Here is a 14,973-nt window from a genome sequence, read left to right as displayed (position 1 = left end):
AAGAACAAAAAAGGCGACGTCTGTCGCCTTTTTCTATGAAGGAGAGACTTAATATGCGTAAAATCATCGTCGGCTCACGCCGTTCTCAACTTGCCATGACGCAAACGAAATGGGTCATCGAGCAATTAAAAAAAGCTGGTGCACAAAACGACTTCGAGATTAAAGAGATCGTGACGAAAGGGGACCAAATCGTCGACGTACAACTTTCGAAAGTGGGCGGGAAAGGTCTGTTCGTCAAAGAGATTCAACAACAGATGATCGATGGGGACATCGATTTCGCCGTACACAGTATGAAAGACGTTCCGGCCGAACTTCCGAAAGAGCTGTACATCAGCTGTATGCCAAAACGTGTCGATGCGCGTGACGTCCTCATCTGTGAGAACGGCTACACGTTCGATACGCTTCCAGAAGGGGCAATCGTCGGAACGAGTTCACTCCGTCGAGGGGCTCAAGTCTTAGCGGCGCGTCCCGACCTTGAGATTCAATGGATTCGTGGGAACATCGACACGCGTCTGAAGAAGTTGGACTCGGAGAACTATAACGCCATCTTACTCGCCAAAGCAGGACTCGAGCGGATGGGGTGGACGGACCGTGTCGATTTTGAAGCGCTCGACCCGGACGTCATGGTGCCGGCTGTCGGTCAAGGCGTACTCGCAATCGAGAGCCGTAAGGACGATGCGGAAGTGACGGCAGTCCTTCAACTCTTGCATGACGAGGTGACGGCGAAAGCGGCGACAGCGGAGCGGACGTTCTTGAAGGCAATCGAAGGGAGCTGTCACGTACCGGTCGGCGGTTATGCGACAGTCGATGGTGACGATGTGACCCTCACCGGACTCATCGCGTCAGTGGACGGAAAAGAAGTGCTTCGCGTGACGAAGACGTCAACGGACGAAGTCGCGCTCGGGCAAGACATCGCAGAGGAGTTGCTCGGCCGTGGAGGGCGCGAGATCCTCGCCTCGGTCAATGCGTGACGTCTGGTACACGGGAACGAAACGAATGACCGCTTCGCAACGGGCACGGCTCGAAGCGAGCGGTCTTTCCGTTCATCACGTCCCGCTCATTCAAACGAGAGAGACGCATACACCGCCGCCCGTGGAACGATTCGACTGGCTCGTCGTGACGAGCCAAAACGCCGTACCCGCGCTTCGGGGTTTAACTCGAGACGTGAAGGTCGCCGCTGTCGGAGATAAGACGAAACGGGCGCTTGAGACGGAAGGTTTTACCGTCTCGCTCATGCCGGAAACGTATACGGGTGAGGCGCTGTTTCAAAAGCTCCGTGACATTGTCTCGGACGATGAGATCGTCTTGTTCGCACGCGGGAACTTGGCGAACACGTCCCATATGTCGATGTTGCCTCACATATATGACTGGGTCGTCTATGAGACGGTTCCAGTGGCGTTGACACCGGCGCAACAACGACAACTCGAGACGGTGAAGGCGTTACTCGTCTTGAGCCCGTCGGCCGTCGATGCGCTCGGCCCCCACTTATCCCGCTTCAATGGGACGTGGTACGCCATCGGCGAAGTGACCGAACGTGCCGTGCGACAAGTGTCGACGTTACCGGTACGAGTGCCAGAATGTTATACTATGGATGCATTAATACAGTGTGTAGGGGAGGATTTTTCATGAACCAGTTTGACCGTCACCGTCGTCTTCGCTCATCGAAGTCGATGCGTGCCCTCGTACGTGAAAATCATGTTCGGAAAGAAGATTTGATTTACCCACTCTTCATCATTGAAGGGACCAACATTAAACGTGAAGTCAGCTCGATGCCTGGCGTCTTCAATTATTCACTTGACCGACTCAAAGAAGAGATTAAAGAAATCGTCGACCTCGGTCTCCAATCAGTCCTCTTGTTCGGTGTGCCGGAACATAAAGACCCAGAAGGCAGTGAAGCGTATCACGATCACGGCATCGTCCAAGAAGCGATCCGTAAAGTAAAGGAGTGGGCGCCACAGCTCACAGTCATCGCCGATACGTGCCTATGTGAATATACATCGACAGGTCACTGTGGCCTCATGAAGGATGGGGACGTCGATAACGACGCATCACTCCCACTTCACGTCCAGACGGCGATCACGCAAGCACAGGCGGGTGCCGATATCATCGCACCGAGCTCGATGATGGACGGATTCGTCGCAGCCATCCGTGAAGGTCTCGACCAAAACGGATTCAGCCATATCCCGATTATGAGCTATGGCGTCAAATATGCTTCAGCCTATTACGGACCGTTCCGTGACGCTGCCCAATCGGCTCCTGGCGAAGGTGACCGGAAAGGGTATCAGATGGACCCGGCGAACCGCCGCGAGGCGTTCCGTGAGTCCCAATCGGACGTCGAACAAGGTGCCGACTTCATGATCGTCAAACCGGCGCTCGCCTTCATGGACATCATCCGTGACATGCGCGACTCACTCGATATGCCGATCGTGGCGTATAACGTGAGCGGAGAGTATGCGATGATCAAAGCCGCATCACTGAACGACTGGGTCGACGAAGAACGCATCGTCATGGAGACGATGGTCGGATTCAAACGTGCCGGTGCCGATCTCATCGTCACGTATTTCGCAAAAGACGTCTGTCGCTATTTGGAAGGAGACTACGCATGACATATAACCAAACGCGCTCACAAGAAGCGTTCGAACAAGCCCGCCCACTCATGCCAGGAGGTGTCAACAGCCCGGTCCGTGCCTATAAATCGGTCGGTATGACGCCGATCTTCGCCGAACGCGGTGAAGGTTCACGCGTCTATGACATCGACGGCAACGAGTATATCGATTACGTCCTCTCATGGGGACCACTCATCCTCGGTCACCGTGACCCGGTCGTCACGAAAGCGATCCAAGAACAAGCTGAAAAAGGCTGGACGTTCGGGACGCCGACCGAGCTCGAGACGAAGATGGCAGAACTCGTCATCGACCGCGTCCCGTCGATCGAGATGGTCCGTATGGTCAACTCGGGTACAGAAGCGACGATGGCGGCACTTCGCCTCGCACGCGGCTATACCGGGAAGACAAAGATTTTAAAGTTCGAAGGATGCTACCACGGACACGGCGACTCGCTTCTCATTAAAGCCGGTTCGGGTGTCGCAACGCTCGGTCTTCCGGACTCACCAGGTGTACCGAAAGAACTCGCGAGCCATACGCTCACCGTTCCTTACAATGACTTAGAGGCAGTTCGCGTCGCGTTTGAGAAATATGGCGACGATCTCGCCGGTGTCATCGTCGAACCGGCAGCTGGAAACATGGGCTTCGTGCCACCACAAGCCGGGTTCCTCGAAGGACTCCGTGAGATCACGGAACAAAATGGCGCGCTTCTCATCTTTGATGAGGTCATGACGGGCTTCCGTGTCGGGTATAACTGTGCACAAGGATACTTCGGCGTCACACCGGACCTCACGTGTCTCGGTAAGGTCATCGGCGGTGGACTACCGGTCGGTGCTTACGGCGGGAAACGTGAAATCATGGAACAGATCGCCCCGCAAGGTCCGATCTATCAAGCAGGTACGCTCTCGGGTAACCCACTCGCGATGATTGCCGGCTACACGACACTCTCGCAACTCAAACCGGAGCACTACAAGGAGTTCGAGCGTAAGGCAGACCGTCTCGCGGAAGGCTTCACGCAGGCCGGTGAGACATACAACATCCCGCACGACACGAACCGTGCCGGCTCGATGTTCGGTTTCTTCTTCACAAATGAGAAAGTGACGAATTTCGAGAAAGCGAAATCAGCGAACCTTGAGATGTTCCGTTCATACTATCAGAAGATGGCGGCACGCGGCGTATTCTTGCCACCGTCACAGTTCGAAGGCTTGTTCCTCTCGACGGTTCATACGGATGAGGATATCGAGAAGACGATTGCAGCGGTCGAGGCGACATTCAAGGAGATTCAAGAAGAGTTTTCGCTCTAATCTTGACTGCTGACGGTTCTGTCGCTACAATTATCTAACAGATACGATGAATTGCTTTGATGAGGAGTAGTACGCATCATCCATTCCTTTTAGAGACGCGACCGCTTGGTGAAAGGTTGCGAGGGATGGACGCGGAAGTCGCCTCGGAGCTGACTTTCTGAATGGAGTAGGAAAGTTCGGTCCATCGACCGTTATTCGATTTTGAGGGCGCCACTTGTTGGCGAACTAAGGTGGTACCGCGGAAGATCCGGCTTCTTTCGTCCTTAGCGTATAGGACGAGAGAAGCCGTTTTTGTGTTCACAATATATAGAGGAGGCGCTACACATGGCCCATGAGACAAATGAAATCACCATGCCGACGAAGTACGACCCAAGTGCGACAGAGTCAAAATGGTACGACTACTGGTTAGAGAACGATGTATTTAAAGCAGACGAGGATGATACGAAACAACCGTACACAATCGTCATCCCACCACCGAACGTTACCGGGAAACTTCACCTCGGTCACGCTTGGGACACGACGCTCCAAGACTTGTTGACACGCCTGAAGCGCATGCAAGGATATGACGTCCTCTGGCTCCCAGGGATGGACCATGCCGGAATCGCGACACAAGCGAAAGTCGAGCAAAAACTTCGTGAAGAAGGCGTCATGCGTTACGACCTCGGGCGTGAGAAGTTCCTCGAGAAGACGTGGGAATGGAAAGACGAGTACGCGAAGACGATTCGCGACCAATGGTCAAAACTCGGTCTCGGTCTCGACTATTCACGTGAGCGCTTCACACTCGACGAAGGGCTCTCGAAGGCCGTTCAAGAAGTATTCGTCCGCTTGTATGAAAAAGGCTTAATCTATCGTGGCGAATACATCGTCAACTGGGACCCGGCTCAAAAGACGGCCGTTTCCGATATCGAGGTCATTTACCAAGAAGTCGAAGGTGCGTTCTATCACATGAAGTACCCACTCACTGACGGTTCAGGTCATATCGAAATCGCGACGACACGTCCAGAGACGATGCTCGGCGATACGGCAGTTGCCGTCAACCCGAAAGATGAGCGTTACACCGACCTTATCGGCAAGACGATCATGCTTCCGGTCATGAACCGTGAGATCCCAATCGTAGCAGACGACTACGTCGATATGGAGTTCGGTACAGGCTGCGTGAAGATCACACCGGCCCACGACCCGAACGACTTTGAAGTCGGGAACCGTCACGACCTTCCACGCGTGCTCGTCATGGACGAAGGCGGGAAGATGAACGAGAACGCTGGCAAGTATGAAGGGCTCGACCGCTTCGAATGCCGTAAGCAACTCGTCAAAGATTTAGAGGCAGACGGCACGCTCGTGAAAATCGAGCCGCACACGCATTCGGTCGGTCATTCGGAACGTTCAGGCGCGGTCATCGAGCCGTACCTTTCGAAACAATGGTTCGTCGACATGGAGCCACTCTCAAAAGCGGCGCTCGAGGCACAAGGGAACGACGACACGAAAGTCAACTTCGTCCCAGGACGATTCGAAGGCACATACCTCCGCTGGATGGAGAACATCCGCGACTGGTGTATCAGCCGTCAACTTTGGTGGGGCCACCGCATCCCGGCTTGGTACCATAACGAGACAGGCGAAGTGTATGTAGGGAAAGAAGCGCCAGCGGACAGTGAGAACTGGACACAAGACGAAGACGTCCTCGACACGTGGTTCTCGTCAGCGCTCTGGCCGTTCTCAACGATGGGCTGGCCGGACACGGACGCACCGGACTTCAACCGTTACTTCCCGACGAGCGCACTCGTTACGGGATACGACATCATCTTCTTCTGGGTATCACGCATGATCTTCCAATCACTCGAGTTCACAGGGAAGCAACCGTTCAACGATGTGCTCATCCACGGTCTCATCCGTGACTCGGAAGGACGCAAGATGTCGAAATCACTCGGTAACGGCGTTGACCCGATGGAAGTCATCGACCAGTATGGAGCGGATTCACTCCGTTGGTTCCTCCTCACAGGTTCGACACCAGGGAACGACCTTCGTTTCTATTGGGAGAAAATCGAATCGACGTGGAACTTCTCGAACAAGATTTGGAACGCGAGCCGTTTCGCTCTCATGAACATGGACGGGCTCAAAGTAGAAGACATCGACCTCACGGGTGAGAAGACGCTTGCTGACAAGTGGATTTTGACTCGCTTGAACGACACGATCGACCAAGTGACTCGCCTCGTCGACAAATATGAATTCGGTGAAGCCGGTCGTTATTTGTACAACTTCATCTGGGAAGAGTTCTGTAACTGGTACATCGAGATGGCCAAACTCACGCTCTACAGTGAGGACGAAGCGGCGAAGCACACGACACGTTCGGTCCTCGCGCATACGCTCGATTCAATCATGCGTCTCATGCACCCGTTCATGCCATTCCTCACAGAGGAAATCTGGCAGCACTTGCCGCACGAAGGCGATTCAATCGTACGTGCAAGCTACCCGACGCGTCGTGACGACCTTCACTTCGCAGACTCGGTTCCAGCATTTGAAGCCGTCATGAACGTCATCCGCTCGGTCCGTAACATCCGTGCCGAAGTGAACGCGCCGATGTCAAAACCGATCCAGCTCTTCATCTCGACGAGCGATGATGCGACACAAGGTTACTTGAGCGCGAACGAGATGACGATCGGCAAGTTCACGAACGCGACAGAACTCGAAATCGGACGTGGTCTCACGGCTCCGGACAAGTCGATGTCTGCGATCATGACAGGAGCGGAGCTCTTCATCCCGCTCGCAGACCTCATCAACTTCGAAGAAGAAATCGCGCGTCTTGAAAAAGAAGTGGCGAAGTATGAGAAGGAAGTCGAGCGCGTGCAGAAGAAACTCGGAAACCAAGGCTTCATCGCCAAGGCACCGGCTCACGTCATCGACGAAGAGAAAGCAAAAGAAAAAGATTACCTCGACAAGCGTGACGCGGTCCGCGCCCGTTTGGAAGAGTTGCGTAAGTAAGATATGAACCTTCTTTGGAGATTAATTCTCTGAAGAAGGTTTTTTGTGTTTTGGTATAATTTGGATAGGTGGACGTAGAAAAGGGGATATGAGATGAAGCGAATCGGGGCAATGTGTGTTCTTGTATTGGGGCTGACTGGATGTACGACATCAGAAGAAACGGGGTCTGTAAAGAAAGACAGAGATGAAGTTGAGACGATTGAAGTGACCACCTCACCTGAATGGGTAGGTACGCTAGTAGAAGACGTACCAAAAGGCACCGAATCGCTATCAGATGCGGTAGTTCAACAAATCACCCTGCAATATAAAGATGGATCGGAAGGTCACCTTTCTACAAAGGATGTCATCTATGAGACGACAGTCGGAGACATTGGATTGGTTGCGATGGCTCATCCAAACCAAACGCCTTCTTTCGGCGTCTATCACTATTCACGGGACGGAGAATGGGTCATGCATGGGATGAAGCATTTTGGGATTACTGACGCTTCTGTTAAAAGACGTCACGACTTGGCGCTCCCACAAGATTTGATGTATACAATCGATAGTGAAATCGAGGACGTGGAACGACCTGTAAAACTGTGGACGTTATATGATGAGACGCAACTAGTCACCATTTTGATGACCGATGCATTCAGTGTAGGAGACGGTGAGCGAATCAATCGTCATGTAGATGGAGTGGAGTATTATCGATTGAACCAGCCGAGCGGCAATGGAATGTACTACATCAGTCAAAACAAATTGATTCTTGTGACAGGCAATGTCTCGGAAGAAGAGTTATTGACGTTGGTCGATTCTTTACCAGAGCCTTCGTCTGAATCGTTCCCATTCTATGAATCGGAGTAAACGAAGACCCGAGCGTTAAGAGCGACGTTCGGGTCTTTATCAAAAAATATTCTTCACTCGAGGTCATCTTCACGTTCAATCACTCTTTTGCATTGAATCGGTCCACGACAATAAAGCGTTCACAGACAAGCGTCATATTCGGTGAAAAAGATAATTGATACGAACCGAGTAATTCGCTAAAGAATCGCTCATGAATGTCCCACCATTCTTTGTATGTTCCTTCACCTTCAGCCAAGGCGAAATCCTCGGATACCTCATTCATCGGCTGGATTGTGACGTCAGTCGTTTGAATGATGGCGACCGGTCGATCCGTTGCATCGAGAACGATGGCGTACTGCCCGACGTAGGGGAGTGGTTCATTCTCCATCTCATAAAGTATGTGTGCGGAACACGTTGCGGTTTTCTTTCCAGAGACGACCAGTTCGGCTAGCGTATTGGCATCATCTCCGAATTGAAACGCTTCGACTTCAGTCGGCGGATGCTCTTCATTACCTTTCCAATATTGATTCCAATAAGCGAGTGTCATTTCATTCATCATGATCATTTCCTTTCAATTAAAAGCACTCCATAATACGTACTAAAAGCACTCCATAATACGTACGAATAAAAAAGAAGTTTCAAAAAACCACCTCGCGTGAGCGAGATGGTTCACGTGCCACAAAACGTCTGGTACGGATACGTCCGCGGTGGACCTGCCGATACGTATTCTGACGGTTTGTCGTAATTATATGGGTCACGCAAAATCATGAGTAGCGCCTCGGTCGGACCGAAGTCGCCTCGTTCTGCTGCTTGGATCGCTTTCTCGACGTGATGGTTACGTGGAATGACGGCCGGGTTATGTTGGCGCATAAATTGCCTCACGTCCTTGTCCGGCCCTTGATCGCTCAAACGTTTCCGCCAAGCATCAATCCATGCCTTTCCATCGTCTCGCTTCGCGAAAGGAAGAGATTCGATCTCACCGAGCGTCAACGAGCGGAACGTGTTCGTATAGTCCGACTCCGTCTCCATCATCAAGCGGAGCAGCTCATCCGTGAGCGCATCGTCACCGTCTTTTCGGACGTCTATGCCAATCTTATGCGCGAGTCCAGTGAAATACGCTTCTTTATATAGCTCGGTATAGCGGGTGAGCTGTCTGTTCGCCACATCGACCGCATCTTCTTTCGTCTCTCCGAGGAGCGGCAGCAATGTCTCCGCGAGTCGGGCGAGGTTCCAAGATCCGATATACGGTTGGTTCGCATAGGCGTATCGTCCCTCTCGGTCGATCGAGCTGAAGACCGTCTCCGGATGATACGTGTCCATGAACGCGCAAGGACCATAATCAAGACCTTCCCCACTGATGAACATATTATCCGTATTCATCACCCCGTGAATGAACCCGACGAGTTGCCAGTTGGCGATCAGTTTCGCCTGTCTTTCGACGACTCGACCGAGGAACCGTTCGTATCGATCCGGTGCATCGGTCAAATCGGAATCGTGACGTCCGATTGCATAATCCGCGAGCGCGGTGACGTCATCAATCGAACCGAACGCAGTCGCATATTGGAACGTCCCGACACGCAGGTGACTCGAAGCAATCCGGGTCAGGATGGCCCCGTGTTTTGGACCTTGTCGCATGATGGCTTCTCCTGTCTGAACGACGGCGAGCGCCCGGTTCGTCGGGATGCCAAGCGCGTGCATCGCCTCGCTGATGATAAACTCCCGTATCATCGGACCGAGGGCGGCTCGACCATCTCCACCTCTAGAATAAGCGGTCGGTCCGGACCCTTTGAGCTGCACATCGACGCGCGTTCCATCAGGGGTCACATGTTCCCCGAGCATGAGGGCGCGTCCGTCCCCGAGCATCGTGAAGTGACCGAACTGATGTCCGGCGTAGGCTTGCGAGAACGACGTCTCGGTTTGACGATTGCCGGCAAGTAAATCAATGTCTCGCTTGAGCGATGTCGCATCGAGTCCGATTGAGGTTGCCAACGTGTCGTTGAACAAGGCGAGTGTCGGGTTGTCGACCGGGTAAATGGATCCACGGTCATAAAACATGTCATGCAGTTCGAGGTACGTCGCCTCGAAGTTCAAATCAGTTGTCATGGCGCATGCCTCCTTCTTCGCTTCGAGTATAGCACAGACTGTTTTCCATAACGGCTGTCGTGAATTTTGATAAGATGAAACAGAAGTGTAAACAGTAGGAGTGTGGAAGATGAAGACGAGAGAACATGTATTCGATTGGTTGAGTGGACAGCTTCGCTTCGGGATCAAACCGGGTCTCGAGCGGATGAACTGGATGATTGAGCGGCTAGGATTAGAAGAACACCCGTCGATTCACGTGGCCGGGACGAACGGAAAAGGGTCGACCGTCGCCTTTTTACGGGAAATGGCGATTGCGGAAGGATTATCCGTCGGGACGTTCACATCGCCCTATATTGTTCAATTCGAGGAGCGAATCATGTTGAACGGAGAACCGATTCCTGAAGAAGCGCTCGTCGATGTGGCGAACCGTGTCAAAGCGTTGGCGGACGTGGCTCCGGAGACGTTGACGGAGTTTGAACTGCTGACGATGATGGCATGGTGCTATTTTGATGACGTACGGCCGGACATCATCCTTTGGGAAGTCGGTCTCGGGGGACGACTCGATTCAACGAATGTTGTGAAGCAACCGCTTGCGACAATCGTCACGTCGATTGGTCATGACCATCAAGGTATTCTCGGCGATACGCTTGAGGAGATCGCGATGGAGAAGTACGGCATCATGAAGTATGATGTCCCGGTGTTCCATCGTGTAGGTGAGGGGCAGTTGATCGACCTATTGTCCCAAAAAGGACGTGACATGCGTGCACCGATTCATGATGTACATCCTTTGGTCAAGCACATCGAGAGCGGGACAGAGACGCTTGTGACGTATGAGGGGATGCAACCGGTCGTGCTCGGATTGACAGGACATCATCAAGCTTATAACGGGGCATGTGCCGTCGCGGTGGCGCGTCATCTCGGATGGCGGGAAGAGGCGATTCGGTCTGGTCTCGAGCGGGCACGACATCCGGGACGATACGAACTCGTCTCCAAACGACCGCGGGTGATTTTAGACGGGGCGCATAACCCGGAAGGCATCGATGCGTTAGTTGTGCAAGCAAGACAAGAACGAGACGTGACGGTGCTGACGGCCATTTTAGCAGACAAGGACCGCGACACGATGATTCATGCGCTTCAAAAGATTGGGGATGTATATGAGACGACGTTTGATTTTCCACGTGCGAGAACGAAAGAGCAGCTTGAGCGAGATGGCGCGCGTTTCGTTGAATGGATTGAGTGGTTGAACGATTGGATGGAAACACCGACAAGCGAGACGCTGATTGTGACCGGGTCACTTTATTTCATCAGTGAAGTGAGACGTTTCTTTGACGAAAACATTTACCTGATGTCAAAGAAATAGATGTATATTTTTTCAAGCCGGTGGGATAATTAGTAGTGAAGACTAAAAAATAGGGAGGACTATACATTGCGTAAACTTATGCATGTCGCCATCATCTTCATTTTACTATTTTCGTTCGTCCCTCAAAGCCATGTTGTTGAGGCGCAGGATTTACCGAAATATAAAGTACTTTTCTTGAGAGATGCGTTTACAGCAAGCAATGTATTGACTCAAAAAGCTTTAGATACAGAGATCAATGCGTATAAGGCGTCGCTCGCGACCAATCAGAGCAAGTTCTCAAACTTAGAGATTGACTTCATGACGGTCAAGCAGTTCAATGCGACTCGTTTCCCGATGGATGGGGCATACGATGCGATTGTATTCGGAAGTAGCCCGCTTAAAGAGAAATATCAAGAAGCGCTTGATGACGTGAATGACATAAAAAAAGCAAAGAATAAAGATGAGCGCTCAAAAAAGCACGATACGACCAACATGTTAAATGATTTAACGGACTTAAAGTTAGGTGAAATCACAGATTTTTATGTGAAAACAGGATTGCCGGTGTATCTTCATAACGATGTGACACTTGGGAGTAAAAATGTGAAACAATTGTCTGCTCTCAAAGCGTTTAAAAACGTGAAGCAGTTCGACACCGATCAAGCATTGATTCGTGAGTTAGTGGAACAACAGAGCATTCGTCCGTTATTGGCGAATGTCGATGTCACGTATAATCAAAAACCACTCGTGAACGGAACGGTAGAAGTGAAGGACAATGACCGTAAACCGTTCCAGTTCAACTATCAGTTCGTAGGCACACCGACAGCGAGTACAATCGTCGAACTGTACATCGACTTCGACCATAACGACCGTTTTGACCCGGAAGATAAGGTCACCGAAGTAATCGCCTCATCGACGACACAATTAGAGTTCTTGTTGTCACAGCCTACTTACACAGGACCGAAGAACTGGATGATCGTCGCCAAGGATACGGTGACCGGGCGTGCCGATTATAAAAAAGGGACGTTCCTCTATATCGACCAAAAGGTAGAGGCGAATATTTTGCAGTTGACCGCAGGGACAGCGACAAAAGGACAGATCACTCAATACTTATCTTCCATGTTGCAAGATGACAATGGACAGTACAAATTCACATTGAACGATGGAACGACAAGCGAGTTTCAAAAAGGAGATTTCGATCGACAGTTACAGGCGAATGAATATGACATGTTGATTTTTGGTTTTGAAGACTCATACAACAAAAATGGAAGCATGAATGTCGCGGCAACGTCCAAAGTCAAAGCGTTTGCTGAGACAGGGCAAGGCGTCATGTTGACGCACGATACGATTTACAGGGTCGGTGGAGGAAGCAATGCCACTTCCGAATGGGAACGCCAATTCACCCACGCCGAAACATCAAAAAATATTTCCGGACAACGGATTTATACGAACATGGGACTCGGTGCACCGCAAACGACGAAAGTGATTGAAAAGGTGCAGGACGGGATTTTCACTTCCTATCCATATGTGTTGGATGATGCGCCAAAAGCTATTTCCACAACGCATAACCAGTATTTTACTCTTGATTTAAATGACCCTGAAGTGACACCGTGGTATAACTTGTCTTCTGATAAAAACAGTCCACATCGTTCATACGGGGATGCAAGCAACCACTATTACACGTATACGAAAAATAATTTCACTTACTCTGGTGCAGGTCACACGAATAAGTTTGACGTTGAAGATGAGAAAAAAATCTTCATCAATACGATGTATCGTGCGTTCATCGGCTCAAACCATAAACCGTACAACGTGTTAGAGTCTGTTGCGGATGAGACGGAGTCGTTTGACAAAGACGACATCGCAGCCGGGAAAGTGAAAGTGTCGTCAGGACAAGCAGTGAAAGTATTATGGCGACCAGGTGACTATGACTTCCGTGATAAAGAATTGACATCTGTCGTGACGTATAACGGCGTGTCGAAAACATACAAAGGTGTACGAAACTATGATGTACAGGAACTCGTCATTCCGAAAGACCAAGTCGTTGCCAACCGACCGATCAATGTCACGATCACGACGACCGATTCACGCGGGGCGAGCGTCACAGACCGATTCGTGATTGACGTGAAAAAGGCAGCGGACACGAGTAAGTTGGTCAACGTGACTCGTTCCATCGACTCCTCTACGATCGCCTTGTATGAGACAGGGACGATCCAGTACAACGTCGAGTACCCACAGTCGTTCGATTCGTTGAGCAGTCAAAAGGACGGGGAGGATATCCGAATCAACGAAACGTTGTTCAAAGAGACGCTGCCGAACCAGTTTGAAGTCGTATCGATCACATTGCCAAACGGTGAAGTGGTGCGTCCGACTGACTCGAAAAAGGTGGATTTGGTCTTTAACCCGAGTCTTTTCTATGAATACAACGGTGACCAAAATAAATTGGTACGTGGAGAGACGAATCTTCAATTTGACGTGACCGTTCGAGCAATCACACCGTCTGCTTCATTGGTCAAATGGGCAAAAGAGCAAAATGAGCTCGTCTCGAAGGTTGAGAAGTCTACGAATCAAAATTGGGAGTCGCACCTCGACTTATCCAATCGTTTCTCGGACTTGTTGATTGGAATCGGGGCCCCATTTGCAAAGAGCGCATCGATCCCGAACGTCACGTTGCAAGTTGGTGCGCAACAGACAATCGTTCCGACCATAAAGGATGAGTTAGGCGAGACGTTCACAAATCCGAAGTGGAGTACGTTGAAATGGGAAATCCTTGAGCCTAGCGGGGTAGCAACGATCACGACGAGTGGGGTCAACGCCACGATTCGTGCATTGAGCCCGGGTGAGAAGAAGATTCGTCTCACGATCGACCCAGGGAACAACCGTCCGCTCATCACGGCTCAATCGACGCTTCGGGTCGTCAGCCCGGCCGAGTCGATTGACATCGGTGATCAATCTCTATATGTCGGACAAAAAACAGTTGTCTCCCCGAAAATATTACCGACTACAGCTCAGTTTGAATCGATAAAAATCGAGAACATGAGTGGAGACAGCGTCCGATACAACTTGACAGACAAAAGGCTTGAACTGGAAGGGCTAAAACCTGGCGAGACGACGCTCAAGGCAACTGTCGTTCCAGGGTCGATTTTCAGTGGACTCCAAGTTCAGTCTCCGTCTACAACTTTTAAAGTCAACGTGTTGTCCCCTCAACTCATCCAATCTCCGACCCAGTTAGATTTATGGGTTTGGAATACAGATGAAGTCGATGAGGACGGAGTGGAGAAACGAGTCAACGAGACGGCGTTCATCCAAGTCGACATCGAGCCACGTGTCGTCGAACCGTTCCGCTTGATTGGGAATGTGCCTTCCGCATTGACCGTCACTGAACAGGATGGAGGATTCTCCCTCCGCGCGAATGAAGGCTACGGAAAAGACGGTGTCGCAACACCGATCACGATTCAATCTTCATTCGAGAATGGGTTACTGAATGGCGTTCGTTCGAACGCGAGTGTCGTCCGTGTCAATGAGTATCCGACACGAATCATGGCGAAAGACATGACGATTCAAGTCGATGATGCCGTCGTGCCGATTCCTTCCCTCAGCTTTTGGCCGACGACAGCGACGTGGAGAGATTATCGAATGAATGTCGTGTCGGGACGGGAAATTGTCCGAATCGATGCTGATGGTCAAAAGATGATCGCACTCAAGCCAGGTGTCGCAAAGATTGAAGTATTTACGACATTGCCTCAAGGAAAATCATTTGATGCGATAAAAGACACCTTCTATGTTCGAGTGATCCAAACAAACTCAACAGGTCAAGACGATGACCGATACTGAGTGATGAGAGTGTGGT

Annotated in this window: 10 protein-coding genes and 1 other annotated feature; of the genes, 8 read left to right on the top strand and 2 right to left on the bottom strand. The window is 51.0% G+C overall.

Going from position 1 to position 14,973, the window contains the following annotated elements; genetic code table 11:
• Positions 1-53: 53 nt before the first annotated feature.
• The 6 genes from hemC to KNP00_RS02945 all read left to right on the top strand — a co-directional run bounded on the left by hemC (position 54) and on the right by KNP00_RS02945 (position 7,726).
• Complete coding sequence (gene hemC / locus KNP00_RS02970) at positions 54-971, top strand: hydroxymethylbilane synthase (protein ID WP_215142073.1); 918 nt, start codon at positions 54-56, stop codon at positions 969-971.
• Positions 934-1,629: a uroporphyrinogen-III synthase gene (locus KNP00_RS02965; RefSeq protein WP_338082251.1), complete on the top strand. Its 696-nt coding sequence runs from the start codon at positions 934-936 to the stop codon at positions 1,627-1,629. Before hemC ends, KNP00_RS02965 begins: the two co-directional genes overlap by 38 nt.
• Positions 1,626-2,606, top strand: coding sequence for a porphobilinogen synthase (gene hemB / locus KNP00_RS02960; RefSeq protein ID WP_215142071.1), 981 nt, complete (start codon positions 1,626-1,628; stop codon positions 2,604-2,606). The genes KNP00_RS02965 and hemB overlap by 4 nt, the downstream gene beginning before the upstream one ends.
• Positions 2,603-3,907, top strand: coding sequence for a glutamate-1-semialdehyde 2,1-aminomutase (gene hemL / locus KNP00_RS02955; protein ID WP_215142069.1), 1,305 nt, complete (start codon positions 2,603-2,605; stop codon positions 3,905-3,907). The genes hemB and hemL overlap by 4 nt, the downstream gene beginning before the upstream one ends.
• Positions 3,908-3,954: 47 nt before the next feature.
• Positions 3,955-4,175 (top strand) — a binding site (T-box leader).
• A gap of 56 nt (positions 4,176-4,231) precedes the next feature.
• Complete coding sequence (locus KNP00_RS02950; RefSeq protein ID WP_215142067.1) at positions 4,232-6,883, top strand: valine--tRNA ligase; 2,652 nt, start codon at positions 4,232-4,234, stop codon at positions 6,881-6,883.
• 93 nt (positions 6,884-6,976) lie between these two features.
• Positions 6,977-7,726 (top strand): hypothetical protein, encoded by a 750-nt coding sequence (locus tag KNP00_RS02945; protein ID WP_215142065.1) that lies wholly within the window; start codon positions 6,977-6,979, stop codon positions 7,724-7,726.
• A gap of 79 nt (positions 7,727-7,805) precedes the next feature.
• Here the strand turns inward: KNP00_RS02945 and KNP00_RS02940 are convergent, their stop codons facing one another.
• Together KNP00_RS02940 and KNP00_RS02935 are read right to left on the bottom strand one after the other, a co-directional pair.
• A complete protein-coding gene (locus tag KNP00_RS02940; protein WP_215142063.1) occupies positions 7,806-8,261 on the bottom strand; it encodes an ASCH domain-containing protein in 456 nt (151 codons plus the stop codon).
• 113 nt (positions 8,262-8,374) lie between these two features.
• Entirely contained in the window at positions 8,375-9,808 is a 1,434-nt protein-coding gene (locus KNP00_RS02935; protein ID WP_215142061.1) for a protein adenylyltransferase SelO, read from the bottom strand.
• Between the two features lie 109 nt (positions 9,809-9,917).
• Here KNP00_RS02935 and KNP00_RS02930 point away from each other — a divergent pair, with 109 nt between their 5' ends.
• Together KNP00_RS02930 and KNP00_RS02925 are read left to right on the top strand one after the other, a co-directional pair.
• Positions 9,918-11,147 carry a bifunctional folylpolyglutamate synthase/dihydrofolate synthase gene (locus KNP00_RS02930; protein ID WP_215142059.1) on the top strand — a complete coding sequence of 410 codons (1,230 nt, stop codon included), beginning with the start codon at positions 9,918-9,920 and terminating at the stop codon, positions 11,145-11,147.
• 66 nt (positions 11,148-11,213) lie between these two features.
• The gene (locus KNP00_RS02925; RefSeq protein WP_215142057.1) at positions 11,214-14,957 is read left to right on the top strand and encodes a DUF5057 domain-containing protein; all 3,744 of its coding nucleotides are present in this window, start codon (positions 11,214-11,216) and stop codon (positions 14,955-14,957) included.
• Positions 14,958-14,973 lie beyond the last annotated feature (16 nt).

Origin of the sequence: Exiguobacterium qingdaonense (genome assembly GCF_018617855.1) — a bacterium.
In the GTDB taxonomy this organism is placed as follows: domain Bacteria; phylum Bacillota; class Bacilli; order Exiguobacteriales; family Exiguobacteriaceae; genus Exiguobacterium; species Exiguobacterium qingdaonense.
This window is presented reverse-complemented; position numbering and strand designations above follow the sequence as displayed.